The sequence below is a fragment of the Rhodococcus sp. NPDC079359 genome (assembly GCF_040702585.1).
Classification (GTDB): Bacteria; Actinomycetota; Actinomycetes; order Mycobacteriales; family Mycobacteriaceae; genus Rhodococcoides.
The window spans coordinates 1-18,605 of the sequence record NZ_JBFBLH010000017.1; the positions used below are offsets into that span (position 1 = coordinate 1).

Below are 18,605 nucleotides of genomic sequence, written 5' to 3' on the forward strand. Positions count from 1 at the left end.
CGCGCTCACGCGTCTCGGCATCGAACTTCCTTGGTGCACCCATATCTGCATTCTCCTGGTGAGATCACAGTCTCCACCAGTCCCAGGACGGTTCAATCTCCATCGTCCACAGCCTAACCAACTGCCGGTGGTCGAATCAGGTGGACTTGCCGCAGCGTTAGAACACAACGCACGTGACCGAACAGCGATCGGGCTACTGTACTTAAGTCACTCACACGAACAGCGATCCGAAACGAGCCCGAATGTCCGGAACATGTCTGGTCGCGCCGGAAGTCGGTGCTGCTCGATCCTTACTTGAGATGGACCGTCCCCTGGGCGATCTGTCTCGCTGCGTCCGCGACGAGATCCTGGCATCCTGGCATCGGTGCTCTGGCCCGGGTACGCCGAGTGCCTGCAAACCGAAGATGGTCGGCGACGTCGAGCGTCGGCTTTTAGTCGAGACAGCTCGGTCTGTCGTATCCGAGGTTTTTGATACTCATTCCGAATGCCCGGCTTCTATTCTCGTGATCGACGCTGGAGATGCGGTGTGCTTGCGCGTCGATGGAAGCCCATCGATATCTGCCATCTTGAACGCCGCCAACCTAAAGTGTGGGTCATCGGTTCGAGAGGCTTGTGTGGGTACCAACGCGGGAATGCTTGCCTTGATACACAAGCAATCGTTAGAAGTAATTGGTCCGGAGCATTGGAAAACTGAGCTTAGCGCCCTTGCAGAGACGGCAGTCTTGATCCGAGACGGCAACGGTGCGACTGCGGGGGTGCTTGTGCTCGTTCATCATGTCGTCGACCACTCGCCGATCAGCCATACATTGGCGCGCGTGCTTGCGGGCAGGATCGAGATAGGAATGTCGACTGCCCGGGAACGCCGTGTTGGCGCACTCGCACAAGCATTCGCAGCGAAGGTTCGCGATGAGGACGAAACAGTTCTGGCCACGGACGGCACACACTTGTTCACACACGGAGTTCATATGACGGAGATACAGCTGAACGCGTTCGCCTCCCACGCCAAATCTGCCTTGTTGGACTGCCGATTCACATCGGCTCAGGTAATGCTACCTACTGGAACTTACGCCACCGTTCAGGTCTCACCGGTCACCTTCCAAGCAGATATCGCAGGCTGTATCCTTACTCGCACAGACGTCAGTACTCTCGACTCACAGCCGGTCCGTCGTCAGGGTGCGCACGCTGGCATCGTTGGGCCGCGAGACTACTCAGAAGGCTCCCGGATTCCGCGGAACGAGGCCGACCGGTTACGGAATCAACAGCTGCTCAACCCTTTTGCCGCAGCACGGGAAATGCTCAGCATCGGACTCGCGCGAAGCCGTAACCTCCTTCTGACCGGAGAATCTGGTACAGGCAAGGGAACCCTAGCTGCGACATTGTTTTCCGCAGAGCATCCAGGCGCGCAAATCAATGTCGTCGACTGTTCGAAACTTACGAACCCGGTTGGTCTAACAGCGCTGATGACCGACCACACTCTCGGGCGTCGACTCATAGTTCTCAGATCACTGAACCGACTCGACTCAGTCACGGCACGAAGACTCGACGAACTCCTGTCGTCGAGCGCAGTAACTCTTATACCGCCCACAATAGTGGGCTGTGTCGACGTAACCGCATTAGATCCAGGCCGCCCCTTTGCAGTGCTTAACAAGCACTTCAGTGACGTTGTACGTGTACCCGCGCTACGTTATCGAGTGGATGATATCGGCGATATTGCCCGTTCCATTCTTGACGATATTGCCGTCCGTCACTCTTTCCGACTGAGCCTGCAGGTAGTTCGCATTTTCGAGGGGTATTCGTGGCCAGGGAATATCAGTGAACTGAGAGATGTGCTCAAGCACGTTGTCGAAACCAAGCCGTTTGGCATGATCCAGCCAGCTGATCTTCCGACATTGCAGTTCCACACAGTCTCCAGGAAGCTATCGCCGCTCGATACAGCGCAGTGCGACACGATTATTCAAGCGTTGTACGAGGCCGAGGGGAACAGGTATGAGGCTGCCGTGTTGCTCGGAATCAGCAGGTCCTCGCTGTATCGAAAAATTGATGCTTTCGGCATCAGCTACATCGGATGATCCACTGAAAGGATCCAGCAGGCCTCATCCGACTAGCGTGTTCGTCATCTCGCCGGTGACAACGTCACCTTCAACGCCGAGTTGTCTGCCGCATGAGCAAACGTATCGTATGCCGCATCGAATTCATCGAATGTGAAGGAATGCGTGCTCATCAGTTCGGAACGGATTCGTCCGGTGCCGACCATTGTCAGTAGCGTCGGAATGGACGTGGTATCAACCAACCCCATTGTAAGAGTTAGGTTTTGAATCCATAGATCCTGCATCGGCAACTCGACCGGCGTGCCGTGAACGCCCACATTGGCTACGGTTCCACCTGGGCGAACCAACGACATAGCGGTCAAGAGCGTCTCCGGAAATCCGACCGCTTCGATAGCTACATCGACGCCGAGACCATCGGTGAGCGCGAGAACGTCGGACACCGTCCCCGGGCCCACCTCGACGATGTCAGTAGCACCGAACTCCAGGGCCTTCTGCAGGCGGAACTTGTTCGAGTCGATGGCTATGGTCCGAGCCGCACCCCACAGCCCTGTCGTCAGAATAGAGGCGAGCCCGACGGCACCTGCGCCAACGACGGCTACGGTATCACCGGGCCGAACTTTTCCGGCGAGGACTCCCACCTCATATCCTGTGGGTAAAGAGTCGGCCAAAAAGAGGGCTTGTTCGTTGGTGATGTTGTCAGGTATCGCGTACAAGGACGTATCGGCATACGGCACTCGTACTAGCTCTGCCTGAGTGCCGTCGATCAGGTGGCCAAGGATCCAGCCGACACCACCGACGGTCTGGCAGTGTGAGGGCATATTTTTCTGACAGTAAACACATCGACCGCATTTCGTCACAGCAGGGACCAGCACTCGATCACCGACCGAGAACGTGCTTACCGACTCGCCCACCTGCACCACTGTTCCGACGGCTTCATGGCCGAGAATGCGCCCCTTTGTGACAGCAGGAACGTCTCCACTGAGAATGTGTAGATCCGTTCCGCATATCGTCGTGGTATCGACGCGGACTACCGCATCGGTCGAGCTTTCAACCACGGCATCCGCTACTTCTTCCCATGACTTGTTGCCAGCTCCATGGTAAACGAGCGCTTTCATTTCGGGTCCCTTCGTCGCGTATCGCTCAGCATCCTTCGGAACGGTACGACGGAGGATGTAGCAAATCTTCGACGTTCGCATATGTGGGACGGATGCACCCCCCCGAAGAACCGATCAACCCCCGGCTCGTCGCAGACTTGCGACAAATCTCCCGCGCCGTACGTTCAGCACATGCGGTTTCCCGATGCGCTCGATGCAGGCTTCAGCGAGAGCCGCCACGCTCCACGCACGTCTGGTTCGCCTCCGTGATCGTTTCGACGTAGGAGCGGGCGTCAGCGGAAGGGAGTCCTCCGACACCGGCCTGGTTGCGTCGGGCTGCGGTGGCTCCAGGAACTGTAGGGCGGCGCACACGGGGCGGGTGCTGGCACCGGCTCCGCGGACGTCGACACCGACGATGTCCCAGTCGACGAGTCCGTTGATGTCGCCGACGGTGGCCGGGAGAGACCTGCCCTCCAGGCCCGGGCCGCCGGGGTTGACGATCAGGTTCCGCGGTTGTGGCCGGACGAGGCGGGCAGCCGACCGATCGCGATGTCGATGTTCGGGCTGTCGGGGACGTCGTGGTTCAGTGGCACCGGCACGGTGGCGCATTCGAGTCGGTCGATCGCCGCTGCAGCCTCCGGCTTCGTGGCGACGAAGGCTGGTTCGCAGTCGCCCCACGTCACTGTCGCGCCGAGACTTTGTGCTGGTGTCTACTTCGGGGGCGAGCAGGCCGACACCGTCACCACAGCGGCCGCGATCATCGCGGCGGCTGCGATGCGTGCCGTCTTCAACGCTGAGCCGGGCGATCAGCGGTGAGGCCGTCGAAGACGCCGCCGTGACGGCAATGGTCCGTGAGCACACCCCCGACGTGGTGGTGATGGACGTGCGGATGCCTCGGGTCGACGGCATCGCCGCCACCTCCGCACTGCGCCGCGACCTCGGAGCGGACGGGCCCGCGGTGCTGGTGCTGACGACCTTTGACATCGAGGAAGCAGCCCTGTCCGCCATCGAGGCCGGCGCCGACGGGTTCGTCCTCAAGGACACCGAGACCGAGTTCCTCCTGGCCGCGATCCGCGCGGTGCACACCGGATCCCAGGTCGTCTCCGCATCTGCGACCCGCCGCCTATTCGCCCAGCACCGCACCCGCGATCGACCCGGCCCGGAGTACGACACCCTCACCGACCGCGAACGCGACGTCCTCATCGAGGTCGCGCACGGCAAGTCCAACACCGAGATCAGCCGCGACCTGTTCATCACCGAGGCCACCGTCAAGACCCATGTGTCCAAGCTGCTCGGCAAACTCGACCGGCGCGACCGCGTCCAGCTCGCCATCTACGTCTACCGCACGAACCTGCTCTGACCGGGGGCAGCGCACGCACCCTCGTCCAGACTGTCAATGGAAGACGGGCCGTTCCGCGTGCTCGAAAACCCGTGGAAGTTAAGGATCCGACCAAGGGAGCACACCTTCCTAGATACCCCGATGGGGTGCCCTGTATATCCTCGACTCGACGACCCCCACCACCCTCGAGGCCGCATTCGCGCGCACCGCTCCATCCACCTCGCACGTACCGTGCCGGGTGAGGGCAGGGACGGTCGCGACCACCCGGCACGGTACGTGCGAGGTGGGGACGGTCACACAGAATCGGATCGAGTGCACAGCCCACACCGTTACGAGCGGAAAGTTGTCCGTCCGTTGACAATTCCCTGGCACTGCACTGGCAATCGAATCGCGATGCTTGATCTGTCACCGAAAGTGGTTCGGTGACAATAGATCGAGAGGTAAGACCATGCGCACCAAGACCGTCGTCCGCGCCACCTCCGTCGCTGCCGTCGCCGCAGCCGCTGTCGCACTGTCGGCATGCAGCACCGGACAGGCATCCACGCCCGTTGCAGCCGACACCGACACCGCCGCAGGTGCCAACGCCTCCGTCGACGCGGGCGGCGAACTCACCCTCGACCGCATCGAGAAGCAATTCGACACCTGGCTCGACACCGTCGCGCAGGGCGACCCGCAGGCGATCAACGCTCTTTACCGAGAGGACGCAGTGCTTCTTCCGACGTTGTGGGCCGGTGTGTTCGACAGCCCGGACGAACGTCTGGCCTACTTCACCGACTTCGTCAGCAAGAAGCCGACGGGAGCGATAGACGAGTCCGTGCCGCAGTTGCTCAGTCCCACGTCGGGATCGCTGTCGGGTCTGTACACGTTCACCATGGGCGAGTCCGGGCAGAATGTACCGGCACGCTTCACCTTCGTGTTCGAACTCGAGGACGACGGGGACGTCGTGATCGTCGACCACCACTCCTCGAAGCTGCCCGACTGATCCACCGACCACGGCGCACACCGCTGGGATGGGACCATGACCCGTGCGAGTACTCCTGGTCGAAGACGACCCGTCGATCTCCGACCCACTTACCTCGGGTCTGCGGCGGTACGGCTACGAGGTGCAGTTGGTGACGACGGGGGCTGACGCACTGGCGGCTCCGCTGCCCGACGTGGTCCTGCTCGATCTCGGCTTGCCCGACATGGATGGGCTAGACGTCTGCCGTGAAATCCGCAGGAGCTCGTCGGTGCCCATCGTCGTCATCACAGCCCGAGACGACGAGATCGACACCGTGGCCGGTCTGGAGGTGGGCGCGGACGACTACGTCAGTAAGCCGTTCGGGGTGCGCGAGATCATCGCCCGGATCCGAGCAGTGATGCGGCGGGCGGGTTCGAGTACGGGGGCGGAGGCATCGACTCCGCCTCCGCAGCAGCTCGGCCCGATCACGCTCGACCGGGTTGCTCGACGGGTGAGTGCACACGGCGTCGAGGTCGCACTCGCGCCGAAAGAGTTCGACCTCCTCGCTCACCTTGCCGAGTCACCCGGCGCGGTGTTCACCCGTGAGCAATTGATGGAGGCGGTGTGGGACGAACACTGGTTCGGCCCCACAAGAACGCTGGACGTGCACGTTGCCGCCTTGCGACAAAAGTTCGGTAACGCGCTCGTCCTGACGACGGTGCGCGGCGTCGGTTTCCGGTTGGAGGTCTGATGGTCCGCCGTCTCGTCGCGTCGTACCTCGCGTTGGTGGCACTCGCGTTGGCGCTGTTCACCGTTCCCGAGGGCATCGGACTGGTGAGCGCCTTGCGAAACAACCAGGCGGAGGTGGGACTGCGTGAGGCGCGCACCGTCGCGATCCTTCTCGCGACCGCCGATGCCGCCGATCCCGACTCTGCGGCGGGAGCGGAACTGGCGCTGCTCACTCTGCGCAGTAACCTGGAGGAGCAGACGGGCGGCCGAGTGGAGTTGCTCTCCGCGGACGGGCAACCTGCACTGGGCCGTCCGGTATCCGACCCCCTCGGAACCGATATCAGCGCGGCGCTGCAGGGGCGGGAAGCCGTCACGCGCGCCGAGCAATCTGTGCTCGGCGAGCCGGGACTGCAGGTCACCGTGCCCTCGAAGGCTCCGGACGGTACGACGGTCGGAGCGGTGCGTTTGACCTATCCGTCTGCTCCCGTCACCGCACAGATCCGCGAGTTGTTCGGACTGCAGCTGGTCGTGGCGCTGGCGACGCTGGGCATCGCCGCGGCCGCAGCGTGGTGGCTGGCCCGATCGATGACGCGACCGTTGCGGCTCCTCGACTCCATGGCCCGGTCCTTGTCACAGGGCGACTTCACCGCCCGCACGAATCCGCTCGACGCCGGGCCGGCCGAGACACGACGGGTCGCCGAGTCGATGAACGACGCCGCGGAACGAATCAGCGAGCTCATCGCCGTCAAGAGGCGGTTCGTCGCCGACGCCTCCCACCAACTCCGCACGCCCCTGACCGCGCTGCGCCTGAGTCTCGACAATCTCCACGACGAGGTGAGCGACCCCCACACACGTGCGGCCGTCGACCGGTCGATCGCGGACACGGTACGCATGACCCGTCTGGTGCACGACCTGCTGACCCTCGCCCGCGCGCAAAAGCCCATCGACAACTCGATACAGGTCGATATTGCAGCAGTCGTGGACACTCGATTCGCCACTTGGTCCGCCGCAGCGCGGTCTCACGACGTCACCTTGACCTCTCGCATCGCACCGGGCGCACAGCTGATCGCAGCCGACGGTCACCTCGACCAAATCCTCGACAACGTTCTCGCCAACGCCGTCGACGTCGCCCCACCGGGTACCGACATCGTCGTCGACGCGGCCGTGATCGGCGAGACGGTTCGCCTGACGATCACCGATTCAGGGCCAGGACTCACTGCAGAGGACCGGAGCCGTGCGCTCGACCGCTTCTGGACCCGACGTCCCGGCGGATCTGGACTGGGGCTGTCGATCGTCGATCAGCTCGCCCGCGAGAACCGGGGAAATATTGCGCTCGAACCCAACCCGAGCGGAGGACTGATCGTGGTGATCACGCTGCTGGCAGCGGCCCCGCTCAGAAATCGCTCACGACTGTTCGGATCGGGCGAAAACACATCATGATTCAGGCCAGCGTTCGGCAGTGCCGATAACGAGGAGTCCATGCCGATGGACAGTCGTAACTCGTCCGATTCGCTTAGACCGCTCACCTTTCCACTTGCGCACGGACACACGCATTGCATGCGTCAGGGCGTGCGAGGCCAAGTCGAGAAGACGATCAGTAAACCTCCGACCAGCGCGGTGGAGATGCTCTGAGCAATGAGTTCGTCCGGTTGTGGCCTGGTGATGGAAACTTCGAGAAATCGCACGACAAGCACGAGAAACAACGTCCCCGCAGTTTGCCTCTTCAACTGCCCGAAGGACGTCGTCGTCAACGACTGTGGCAGATCGAGATCGTGAACGAACAATTCCCACAGTCCGAACCCCACGATCAACAACACGGTTGCGATGAGAATCGAGTCGATGCTCTCGAACAACTTGACCAACGCTGGATCGGACGACAACCCTTCGACGAACAACAACCGCACGAAGTCGACACCTTTGGCAAAGGCCCACACGTACGTCACGGCAGAAAGCAGCAGCGCAGTGGTGGCACCGATGATGCTGATGAATCTGAGCCGCGCAACGTCGAACCTAGGTGACTGCAACGGTTTCGGTGACTCTGGTTTCGGAGCCTGCGGTTGGGATCCGCCGCTGGTCGGTGCCGACATGGCCGGTCCTTTCGAACGTAACTGACATGCCTTCCGGTCGGTCGATACTCGAATGTCAACGACCGAACAGCTAGCACGATGAACTCGGCGAACAGGGGCACGACCGTACCAGGCTGCCTCGGTGCAACCACGACGGCCGGAACGACGCTCGAACGCGAGATGAGCCGTCCGCGACTATCGATCCGCGATGTCACGACCGCGATTTGTCGGCAGCGACGACTGGATCGCAGCAGCCGACACCGCCCATTCGGAGTCCTCGACGTCGACCAATCATTCCGAGCGCACCGTGCGTCGGTAAACGGGTGCCGTAGGACAGCAGCGGGGTCGTACGCCTGCACCCATCGGGAAACGAGTTCGAGCGGCGGGTTCAGAAGAATGTCAGCTGTGCCTCGTCGACGCGGACACGTCCGGGCTTCGTCCGGCGGGGTCGGACCGGGGGAGAGTGCCGAGCCGGCGCCGCCGGTGCGGAACCTTCGGCGACGCCGAGTTCGGCGCACGCGCGGCGCGCCAATTCCTCTCGAACACGAGACCGTTCGGCCACGCGCGCACGTCCGATCGCAGTGTCCCGGACGCTCCACTCCAACTCCCACGCCGCCGATCCCGGCGTCGGCGCGCCCACAGCCCGATCGGTCACCCGATCGAGAAGTTGATCAATCCTGTCGATCAACACCTGCACAAGCTCGTCGAGCACACGCTCAGGCACTGTGGCCACGGACTCGTTGTCGCTCACACCCGACACTGTAGAGCCGGGCACCGACGAACATCTCGCATCGGACACCCACGTGAGTCCGGTCTACACCGCTCCGTCGGAGTCTATTGCGAGGGAACGGTTCACCGAATTCACCAGCAAACGGGGGTCTGCCAGTACCTGGCGATCATCACCATGTGGGACAACGCATGAAGCGAGTTCGTACGGTTCTTGGACTACGACGTGGAGATCAGGCGGGTGATCTTGCTCGACGAACGAGATCGAGTCCGTCAACGCCGGCTACAGGCCTTCTGTGCGCGCTCGTGCGTGCTTTCCGATCGAACTGGTGGCCCTCAAATGTCTGTATCTCGCCACGCGGGCTTTGGACCCCACGGGAAACAAAAGGCTCGATGGGCAAGCGGGTGGAGGCCAGCGCTGGATGCGTTGCGATCACCTTGGAGGACGCGTCACCCCGAACGGTAACCAACCGACATCAAGGTCGGATCCACCGTAAATCGGACCCTCCCCGATGAGGACGTCTTCAGAGGTTGATCCCGTACTCTCGGATTTTGCGGTAGATCGTGGCCCGTGATGTTCCGAGTGCGTCTGCGGTGGCTTGTTTGTTTCCGCCGTTGTCTTCGAGGCTTTGCACGATCGCGTCGCGTTTGAGCGCTTCCAGTGGGGTGAGGGTGCGCCTACTCGATGCGCGGCAGACGGGCGGAAGTTTATCGACTTCGACGACGCCTGATCTTTGCTTCTGCACGATCTCGGTCAGTATCTGTCGAAGTTGTGCGACGTTTCCGGGCCAGCTGTATCTCGTGAGCTGACGGACAGCAGCGGGGGAGAGTGTCAGGTCTTGTCCACGACTGACCTGGCGAAGGAGGTAGGGGATTAGCTGGTCGAGGTCGTCAATTCGATGGCGTAACGCGGGGACGTGAACGGTGTGCCCGAAGAAAGGAAGTACCAGAGCGTCACTGGAGGTCCCCCGGTCCTCGACGCCGATAGTCACGCCTATCCATCCGGCGTGTTCGCGGCCCTGCAGCATCTGGGCAATGGCTCGTTGCTGCTGATCGGGCATCAGATCGATGTCTCGGATGATGACGCTGAAGTTGTCATGGCTCAGTTCCGATTCCAACACGTGCATATTGTCGTCGCTATCCTGAAAATCAGCCGCTGAGAAGAACTGGGAACGAGTTGAAATATGTTCGATGGCAGCAGCTTTGAGAATCGAGAACCGTCCGCTACCGGTTTCTCCGGAAACCGCGACCCAGTCACGGTGGCGTATCGAGTGCGTAATTTGCTGTGCACTGTGCCTCCAAGATGCGCTGTTTCCAACTATTCCGGGGAGTGCTATCGCGCTGTCGAGGGAACAAGTCGCCACTTCGACGTCCGTCAGATAGACGTGGAAGACACCCATTCGTGGGTGTGAAGCCAACGTGCTGTCCGTAAAGGGAGACAAACGCACAGTAAGACCGCTTGGGAGGGTCAGCACGTGTTGACCGGTACCGTCGTTGGCCATCAAGTCCAGTGCATGTTCGACAACGGCAGCCTGTTCGCTCGGGCCCAGGGCTAGTCGCAGCCTTTTGTTGCACAAAACGATGTCCTCGCCCACCGCCAGAACACCCACCTGTTGCGAGCGTCTGCACGCCCACAGATAGGTACTAAAAAGTGCTGTCTGTTTCTCGCTGGACTGCGCGAGAAGCCGATTCTCTATCTGCGATGTAGCGGACCGTGCCAACGTGACCAGCAGTGGCGCGCCGTCTCCGACCCAACCGGTGAGGTCGAGGACTCCGGCGACGTGCCCTGAGATTGGATGGATGATCGGAACCCCTGCACAGACGAGGCCTCTGAGGCTGTCCGCGTAATGCTCGTGACCCGAGACGACGGTGGTCGTGCGTGTCTCCAGGGTTGTGCCTATTCCGTTGGTACCGGCAAATTGTTCCGAGTAACTGAAGCCGGGTGCGAGGCGGACCGAGTCCAGCGATCGTAGGAGGCGGCTATTGCCGGCGACGCGGTTCAGTACCACGCCGTCCGCGGAGGTGAGGATGACCGATACAGGTTCGTCGACGAGGCCCTCGGCCAGTTGGCGAAGAACGGGAGCGGCCGCGATGACAAGCGGGCTGTCCATGTCGGGTTCCCTGACGAACGGCAAGTCCAGATTGTCGGGTCGTACGTTCAGGGATCTCGAGCGCTCCCAAGAGTATGAGATTTGGGGACGTACAGAAGTGTCCAACCTACGATCAGAGAGAAAGCGTTCGCGGGCCTTCTGTGCACGTTCGAGAGAATCTCGGTTGTTTGCCATCTCTGCCTGTCATTCGAGCGAGAAGATTGTCGAGCTGAGCTCGGTGCCGGTGCAGATGTTCTGTTCCTGAACACTTGTGAACGCAGTGCGTGTGGGTGCCCCAACTTCCGCGCAGGCAGAGAGCTCGCAGAGGACGGTACTCGTCCGCGGGGAAACTTCGAGCAGAACGAAGGTTCCCCGCGGACGCAGGTGTGTAATCAGGTCAGTAAATGTTCGAGGGTCTGACCATTCCTTCGGCGAGATCGCCGAAGCCAGGGGCCATGATTGCGCCGGGGTTGCCGTACACCTCCTCCACCACAGCGGTCTCGGTAGTGATGAGCAACGCCGCGATCGAGGCCGCACTTTCGAGTGCTGCACGAGTGACCTTGAACGGATCGATGACGCCGTCATCGAACATGTCACCGTACTCGCCGGTAAGAGCGTTGAATCCGTGGCCGAGCGGGAGTCCGGTGACCACCTTGACCACTTCATCACCCTCGTAGCCGGCATTGATCGCGATCCATCGCAGTGGTTCGGTCAAAGCTGTGCGTACGACAGCGGCACCTGCAGCCTGATCTCCGGTGAGTTCGAGATCGGACAAAGCGCGATGGGATTGTGCGAGGGCGGTGCCGCCCCCGGATACGATTCCTGCCTCGAGTGCAGCACGAGACGCGGCGAGTGCATCCTCGACTCGGAGCATCCGTTCCTTCAACTCGACACTGGTCGCACCGCCGACTCGGACAACGGCCACTCGGCCGGTCAGGCGGGCGATGCGTTGTTCGAGGCTGTCCCGGTCGCCGTCGATCTTGGATCGCTCGAACTGTGCTTCGAGCTGGCTGATGCGGGCATCGAGCAGGTTCTGCTCGCCGCGGCCGCCGACGATCGTGGTCGAGTGCTCGGTGACGGTGATGCGATCGCATGAACCAAGTTGTTCCAGTGTGACCTCGAACAGTTCGAGTCCGGTGTCCTTGGCGATGACCTGGCCACCCAGAGCGACCGCGAGATCTTGGAGTTCGGCAACGCGTCGATGACCGAAACCCGGTGCGCGTACGACGACGGACTGCATCGTGTTGTGCATGTTGCCACCGACCAACAGCTGCAGTGCCGGCCCGTCGACGTCCTCGGCGATCACGACGAGCGGACGGTCCGCACGCTTGGCGGCCTCGATGCTCGGCATGATGTCCTGAACTTGGTTGATCTTCTTGTTGGTCAACAGGATCACCGGATTGTCGTGCACCGCTTCGGCCCGCTCGGGATCGGTGATCATGTAGCCGGAGATGAATCCATGGTCGAACTCGATTCCGTCGACCACGTCGACCGACATGCCCAGGGTCTCGCTCTCTTCGGTGGTCACTACTCCGGACCTGCCGACGTATTCGACCGCCTTGGCCACGGCCTGACCGATTGCCTCGTCGTCGCTGGCGGCGAGTGTGGCGATTCGTTCGAGGTCGGCGCTACCGACGACCTCGACAGCCTGGGCGCGAAGCGCTTCGACGACCGACGAGACAGCGGTCTCGATGCCGCGTCGTAGTCGCATCGGGTTGGCACCTGCATCCACCGCACGCAGGCCTTCGCGCACCATGGCCTGCGCCAGGACGGTTGCTGTAGTGGTGCCGTCCCCGACGACGCCGTTAGTTTTCATCGCCACTTCTTTGACCAACTGGGCACCCATGTTGGCGAACGGGTTGCTCAGCTGAATTTCCTTCGCGATCGTGACACCGTCGTTGGTGATGGTGGGAGGTCCGGTCAGCTTCTCTAGTACGGCGTTGCGGCCTTTGGGCCCGAGAGTCACCTTCACTGCATCTGCGAGAGCGTTGACGCCCTGCTCGAGCAGAGCGCGGGCTTCGGTGTTGAACCGCAGTTCCTTGGCCATGACGAATCCTTTCGAATGTAAAATTGAATGAACGAATATGCGGTTCCGGACAGATGCGAGTTGGCGAGTTTTCCGGCCGACTCACATCATGTAGTTCGGGTTCGAAGGTCGGTTACGTGAGGTTCTGTAACCGATTCTTTGTGGTTGCCGACCAAAGAGGTCAGTAGTGCACGGCGGAAGTACGAACGGCTCCCCTCCGACAGCCTGAGCGAAATCGCGGACCGCAGCTTCGATGAAAGTTGCTCTGTCGCAATCGGAGAACCGTGATGATCGACCAACACTCGACTGTTGGGACAGATACTCAATCCGAGTGCACTGCGACGGCGAAGCAACACGGTCGTGTGTTTTTGACCTCTGAGATCCCGCAGGGTGAGCGATTCGGCGCAGTCCATGGCCTCGTCCGCGTGCGCCAGATGCGCTGCGAGCGAGCGCAGCACGGCAGCGCTGTGTGCTCTGTGCAGAAACTCTTCGCGTAGCGCTTCGGTCTCGACGTGGCCGGCGGTGAGGAACGCACCGAGGCCGCGGTATTCCGTGCCGGCAGCTGTCACCGCGTTGATGGCGTCACTGTCGGGGTGATCGTCGATCACGATGCTGACGCGGCCGATGTCTTCGATGTTGCGCAACGCATCCACACATTCGGACACCATCAGGTAGGCAGTGTCGGAGGGGAAGAAGTCCGCGGGTACCCGCAAGCGCACGAATACGGCATCGTCGTCGATCGTGAGCGAGTGCACGAGTCCGAGTCCGGTGATTGGTTCGTCGAGGACGGGATCGGTGACGGCGGTGAGTGCGCCGACGATGTCGGCTGTCGTGGACGGGCGCAAGGTTGTGGTCACTGTGTTCGCTCCAACTTCTGGGTTCAACGGGCCTGCGAACTGTTGGCGGGCGTCGGCACGGGGCTGTCAGTCGATGCGCTCGGACGCCCGCCGGTCAGTCGGTCGGTGGTCCAACTAGCTGGTCAGGGCAGCTCGGCCAGGTCGAAGCCGATGTATTCGGCCGCGTCCTCGGGGCTCGCGAACAGCATCGTTTTGTCGTCGAGGTGCACCATCCGCCCGTAGTGGGTGGAGCTGATCTCCTCGAAGACCGACCCGTCGAACTCTTGCCCGAGTGCGTCGGTGAGCTCGTCGTAGTCGAAGGACAACAACTTCGTGCCGTCGACCCTGATCATTGACGGGTATTCGGTGAGCTCGACGCCGTCCTTGGCTCCCATGACCTCCGCGACGACCCGGCCGATGGGTGTGTTCATCAGCGTCACACCGCACATATTGGAGAACTCTGTGTTCGATCCGAAGTTCATGGTCATGCTGCCAACTCCTTGGGGACGTCGAGGCCGAGGGATTCGAGGAGAACGGTGAACTTGGCGACGGCGGCATCGAGGCTCGATGCGAACGTCACGGCTTTGTCGGCTGGTTGCGACCAGATCGGTTGCAGCGCTCGTGCAGCGTCGAGGCACCGCGGAACCCACAGCCCCATCCACTCGCCGAACAGCGCCTTGTTTGCTTCCCCGTGCTGGTGATCGTGTGTGAGGAGCTGGAACAGTGTGCGGGAGTAGTTCAGATCGCGGTCGTAGTCGTGCTCACCTGTCCCGACGATCGTCGGGGTGATGTAGTCGCCGTTTCGGGCGGAGATCTGCATCACCAGTTCGGTGCGGAACAACGAGCCGACGAGCTGCTCGAAGACGATGTTGGTCGCAAACAGCAGCTCGCACCAGTCCGGTACAGCGGTCAGCTGTTCGACCACTTGACGTGTCGGCTGCCATTCCGGAGCGCTCTTCCATACATCCACGTGGGCGGAACCGTCGAACTGCACGTCGGCGTCGGAGAGATCGAGATTGAACAACGCGAGGTCCTGCGCGAAGCGCATCTTGTGCGCGGCGTTCACGGCGACAGCGGTGTTGATCATGTTCGTCGGCCCGGATCGCTGTATCGAGGTGAATACGTGCAGGGCGAGACCATTCTCGGCGTGCATCCACGCACCCAGGTTACGTTCGATGAACTTGAGCCACGGGGTGTTCCAACCGTCATAGGCACGCGCGCGTTTGGCGTTGCTCAGACACAACTCGACCTGATGGACCACGGCCGAGTTGTTGCGGAAGATGGTCTGATCCCACTCTTCGTTGGGATCGAGAAATTCGTGCCAGTTCGACGACTTGGCCGTCGTCCACTCTTGCGGGTAGCCTCCGGGGCCGTCGCCGAATCCGTAGATCCACCCTTGTGTGAGGTGCCGATCGGGGTCGGGTTGAACGTCGACGGTGACGTCTTCGTACATCGTTGCCCGGCGTTTTGCGGGCGTGTAATAGCTGTAGGTGCGGCTCTTGGAGCTTGGAAACTCCTTGGCCCCGGCCTCGGAGTCGGTGAATTCGATCGCGGGGAAGCTGCGCTGCTTCGCCCCGGTGGATGCGGTCATGTTTGGCCTCTCGATAGATGAGTGGACTGGAAGTCGAAGATGTCGAGCACTACGTCAGTCGAATGCAGGACTGGTGAACTTGTCGAAGAAGATCTGATCGGTGGGTGTGCCGCAAACGTCGAGTAACGCGAGTGCTGCGTCGACCATCGGGGGAGGACCGCACAGATATACCTCGGCTTTGTCGATACCGGGCTCCAGGCGCTGGACCACGTCGGTGACATTGCCTTCTTCGACCGACACATTCTCCGACGACTGCACTCCCGCAGACTCGGACACACATGCGACGAAAGTGAAGTCGACCAGCTTCTGTCCTAATTCTCTGATCTCGTCGACGTAGAACAGATCGTTCGGAGTTCGTGCGCCGTAGTAGAAATGGACCGGGCGGGTGTTGCCCGTTTCGCTCATGTGGCGTACGAGTGAAAGAATGGGTGCCATACCAGCACCGCCTCCTATGCACACCACCGGCAGTACGTGCCCGTCCTTGAGTGTGGATGATCCGAATGGACCGGTCAGCGATATCTCGTCGCCGATATCGATGCCCTCATCGAGCAGCGCTGCGAACTTTCCGCCCGCGTATTTCTTGATGAGGAACTCGATCTGGTTCGGTGTCTGCGGTGTCGAGGCCATCGAAAAGGAACGGCACTCGTCGGTGCCGGGGATGGTCAGGTCCGCGTATTGGCCCGGCTTGAAGTCGAATACTTCCGGCTCCACCGGTTCCAGCCGCAGCGCGACGATATCGCCTGTCATCGATTCCAGGGACGTGACGCGGGTGGTCACGTTCTGTATGGGAATTCCGCCGAGCAGTTCGTCTTCGTCGTAGTTGAGCAGCTCGATGGTGCAGTCACTGTATGCCTTTGTCCGACAGAGGAGCACGAGCCCTTCCGCTTCTTCTGCCTCGTTGCACGCGAACGTCGAGTAGTTCTCCATCTGGATGTCGCCGTCGAGTACGAATGACTTGCAGGCAGAGCAGCGGCCTTCACGGCAGCCGTGCATGAGATGGATACCCTGTCGAAACGCGGCATCGAGAATGTGCTCGTCCTCTCGGACATCCATCTCGATGTCGACCGGCTCGAACGTTATTCGGTGTGTGTCGGCCACGGGGTTTCTCCTGAAGTAGCTGCGGGTTCACTGAAACGAGTGTGCTGTTCGTGCTGGGTTCGGTGGGTAGCGCCTGATGGCAGGCGCTACCCACCGATGTTCGAATCAGGCAGGCATCGTCGCGCCGGCGCGGTAGGCCGCGATGTGCGCGTTGCGTTCGGATTCGGTCATCTGGTTCAGCAACACGTTCGGGCTTTGGAAGGTGTTGCCGCGGACGTCCTTGAGTTTCCACATCTTCTGCGGGTCCAGGTCGAGATGCGGTTGGCCGACGAGCGTCTCACCGTCGTCGCGGACATAGCCGAGATCGGCGACGATGTCGGCGAGATCTTTGCCGTGGTGCAGTGTCTCCCACTCACGGAATCCTGTGAGCCTGCCCATGTTCGGGGTGTCCTTGCCTTCGTACTCGCTGCGGAACGCGACGGCGTCGGTCCAGTAGCAGGTTTCCGAGCAGTAGGTACGCCACTGGTTGTCGACCTTCTCGACCACCATGTCCTCGCGGATGAGCGCGGGCACCATGCATGTCCAGCAGCGGTGCGGGTACTGGTAGCCCACGTCCTCGAATGCGATGGGCTTGTTGATTCCGGGGTAGGCGAGGCGGTTGTAGTTCTCCCACCACTTTCCGTACTTGGAGTACCAGCCTGGGTACTTGTGTTCGAACCACTCGAAGTCCTTGTCGGTCATGGTGTCGATGCGCCAGTAGTTGACCGGCCAACCGGTAGCGAAGAAGCGTGCCACCTCGTGTACGTAGCCCTTGTTGGTGATGCGATTCCAGGCTTCTTCCACCAAGTCGTGAGGGATGGTCAGGCCGTACTTCTCGAGCGGGATGAGGTAGCTGCGGTAGTAGTCGTCGTAGATCCACCGGCGCCACATCTCGGCGTAACTCTCGCGATCCTTACGCCGGTCCTTGGTGCCGTACTCGATGAATGTTCCGATCGCGGCGTCGACGACGCAGTGGTTGTTCCACCACGCGTATCGCAGATCACGCTCGAGGAGAGGGCGATTGCGTTCGTCGGCGAGCGCCATGAGCAGAATCGAGTAGCCGTTGGAGATGTGGCGTGATTCGTCGGACTGGACCGAGTGGAACACCGTCGGCAACAGGTAGTCGCCGTTCGCTGCCGCTTCGTCGGGCATTGCCACGAAAAGGGTGTTGGTGAAGGCGGTTTCGGCGACCACGGTGAGGTAGATGTTGGCTGCGGTGATGGCGTCACCGGTGATGAAGCCTTCGCCGAACTGACGGCCGATCGTGCCGGCGTAGTTGTTCGCGAACGCTTTCTCGGTCATATCGAACCCGGCAGGGTCGATGTAGTTGTTCATGTACAGCTTCTTGAGATTCATCTGAATCGTCGAGTGGCGCACCTCGTCGATCATCTGAACTGCAAGTCCGTTGTGGATCTCCGGGTTCGGCACCGCGTCGATGGCCATCGGCATTGCACGAGCTGCCGAGATCTCCGGGAACGGGATGATCGACAGGAAGAGCTTCTGCCACTCCAACCACCGCTGCTGGACCTGTCGGAACATGTTGCCGCGGATGGCTCCGTCCATGGCACCGTACACGCGGTTGTCCTTCTCCTCCTCCATAGGGAAGTAGGACCGCATGATCTGCTTCAGCGGATCTTTCTTCGGTGCCTTCTCGAACGTGTAGTCCGTGCCGAAGCGAGTCGCTGGTGTTGCGAACGTGGGTTCCCACGTCAACTCCGAGATTTTCGCGTGTGCCTTGGTAAGGCTTTGCCTACTCAATGTGCGCCTCCTGGATGCGAGGTCAGCGGGGTTGCCGACCTTGTCGGGAAGATGTGCACCCGATTACACACCGTGATCTACATCTCATCCGTCTCACTTTGAGAATGTGAATCGGTGCCCACCGGTACCCGAAGTGGCATTGCGCGATCTGAAACGAAGAAGGAGCAGTCACCGGGGGCGGGGGCCGACGTTGGCCCGAGCCGAACCGGTTCGGCTCGGGCGCACAGCCAGAGCACGACCACGCAAATTCAGGCGAATGAAGCCTCGACGACAATTCCTCCGCAT

General features: G+C 61.2%; 16 protein-coding genes and 1 pseudogene. 7 read left to right on the forward strand and 10 right to left on the reverse strand.

Annotated features, from left to right (window positions below; translation table 11 throughout):
• Window positions 1-632 precede the first annotated feature (632 nt).
• Window positions 633-2,069, forward strand: a complete 1,437-nt coding sequence (locus tag AB0362_RS25070) for a helix-turn-helix domain-containing protein (protein WP_196248558.1) — start codon at window positions 633-635, stop codon at window positions 2,067-2,069.
• A 44-nt stretch (window positions 2,070-2,113) separates the two neighbouring features.
• On the opposite strand, the gene AB0362_RS25075 is transcribed toward AB0362_RS25070, so the two are convergent.
• Window positions 2,114-3,163: an alcohol dehydrogenase catalytic domain-containing protein gene (locus tag AB0362_RS25075; RefSeq protein WP_032385007.1), complete on the reverse strand. Its 1,050-nt coding sequence runs from the start codon at window positions 3,161-3,163 to the stop codon at window positions 2,114-2,116.
• 492 nt (window positions 3,164-3,655) lie between these two features.
• On the opposite strand from AB0362_RS25075, the gene AB0362_RS25080 reads away from it, so the two are divergent.
• From AB0362_RS25080 to AB0362_RS25100, 5 genes are all read left to right on the forward strand, one after another.
• Window positions 3,656-3,958, forward strand: a complete 303-nt coding sequence (locus AB0362_RS25080; protein ID WP_032384994.1) for a hypothetical protein — start codon at window positions 3,656-3,658, stop codon at window positions 3,956-3,958.
• The gene (locus AB0362_RS25085; RefSeq protein WP_230591026.1) at window positions 3,921-4,502 is read left to right on the forward strand and encodes a response regulator transcription factor; all 582 of its coding nucleotides are present in this window, start codon (window positions 3,921-3,923) and stop codon (window positions 4,500-4,502) included. The genes AB0362_RS25080 and AB0362_RS25085 overlap by 38 nt, the downstream gene beginning before the upstream one ends.
• 427 nt (window positions 4,503-4,929) lie before the next feature.
• Complete coding sequence (locus AB0362_RS25090; RefSeq protein WP_080731770.1) at window positions 4,930-5,463, forward strand: DUF4440 domain-containing protein; 534 nt, start codon at window positions 4,930-4,932, stop codon at window positions 5,461-5,463.
• 43 nt (window positions 5,464-5,506) lie between these two features.
• Window positions 5,507-6,172, forward strand: coding sequence for a response regulator transcription factor (locus tag AB0362_RS25095; RefSeq protein ID WP_366236229.1), 666 nt, complete (start codon window positions 5,507-5,509; stop codon window positions 6,170-6,172).
• A complete protein-coding gene (locus AB0362_RS25100; RefSeq protein WP_366236231.1) occupies window positions 6,172-7,590 on the forward strand; it encodes a HAMP domain-containing sensor histidine kinase in 1,419 nt (472 codons plus the stop codon). Before AB0362_RS25095 ends, AB0362_RS25100 begins: the two co-directional genes overlap by 1 nt.
• Window positions 7,591-7,712: 122 nt before the next feature.
• Here AB0362_RS25100 and AB0362_RS25105 read toward each other — a convergent pair whose 3' ends face one another.
• Window positions 7,713-8,237 (reverse strand): YqhA family protein, encoded by a 525-nt coding sequence (locus tag AB0362_RS25105; protein WP_222073406.1) that lies wholly within the window; start codon window positions 8,235-8,237, stop codon window positions 7,713-7,715.
• Window positions 8,238-8,604: 367 nt separating this feature from the next.
• The gene (locus AB0362_RS25110; RefSeq protein WP_155288843.1) at window positions 8,605-8,967 is read right to left on the reverse strand and encodes a hypothetical protein; all 363 of its coding nucleotides are present in this window, start codon (window positions 8,965-8,967) and stop codon (window positions 8,605-8,607) included.
• A 132-nt stretch (window positions 8,968-9,099) separates the two neighbouring features.
• Here AB0362_RS25110 and AB0362_RS25115 point away from each other — a divergent pair.
• A pseudogene (locus tag AB0362_RS25115) lies at window positions 9,100-9,408 on the forward strand (transposase); the annotation flags it as partial.
• Between the two features lie 58 nt (window positions 9,409-9,466).
• Here AB0362_RS25115 and AB0362_RS25120 read toward each other — a convergent pair.
• The 7 genes from AB0362_RS25120 to AB0362_RS25150 form a co-directional block, all read right to left on the reverse strand.
• Window positions 9,467-11,227, reverse strand: coding sequence for a helix-turn-helix domain-containing protein (locus AB0362_RS25120; RefSeq protein ID WP_032384991.1), 1,761 nt, complete (start codon window positions 11,225-11,227; stop codon window positions 9,467-9,469).
• Window positions 11,228-11,429: 202 nt separating this feature from the next.
• Window positions 11,430-13,079: a chaperonin GroEL gene (gene groL / locus AB0362_RS25125; RefSeq protein ID WP_032384990.1), complete on the reverse strand. Its 1,650-nt coding sequence runs from the start codon at window positions 13,077-13,079 to the stop codon at window positions 11,430-11,432.
• 86 nt (window positions 13,080-13,165) lie between these two features.
• Window positions 13,166-13,915 carry an iron-sulfur cluster assembly protein gene (locus AB0362_RS25130; RefSeq protein ID WP_196248557.1) on the reverse strand — a complete coding sequence of 250 codons (750 nt, stop codon included), beginning with the start codon at window positions 13,913-13,915 and terminating at the stop codon, window positions 13,166-13,168.
• Between the two features lie 122 nt (window positions 13,916-14,037).
• Window positions 14,038-14,382: a propane 2-monooxygenase effector subunit MimD gene (gene mimD, locus AB0362_RS25135; RefSeq protein ID WP_032384989.1), complete on the reverse strand. Its 345-nt coding sequence runs from the start codon at window positions 14,380-14,382 to the stop codon at window positions 14,038-14,040.
• Window positions 14,379-15,485: an aromatic/alkene monooxygenase hydroxylase subunit beta gene (locus AB0362_RS25140; protein WP_032384988.1), complete on the reverse strand. Its 1,107-nt coding sequence runs from the start codon at window positions 15,483-15,485 to the stop codon at window positions 14,379-14,381. The genes mimD and AB0362_RS25140 overlap by 4 nt, the downstream gene beginning before the upstream one ends.
• A 54-nt stretch (window positions 15,486-15,539) precedes the next feature.
• On the reverse strand, window positions 15,540-16,583 hold the full coding sequence (locus AB0362_RS25145; RefSeq protein ID WP_032384987.1) for a 2Fe-2S iron-sulfur cluster binding domain-containing protein: 1,044 nt from the start codon (window positions 16,581-16,583) through the stop codon (window positions 15,540-15,542).
• Between the two features lie 105 nt (window positions 16,584-16,688).
• Complete coding sequence (locus tag AB0362_RS25150) at window positions 16,689-18,320, reverse strand: methane monooxygenase (RefSeq protein WP_032384986.1); 1,632 nt, start codon at window positions 18,318-18,320, stop codon at window positions 16,689-16,691.
• Between the last annotated feature and the right edge of the window lie 285 nt (window positions 18,321-18,605).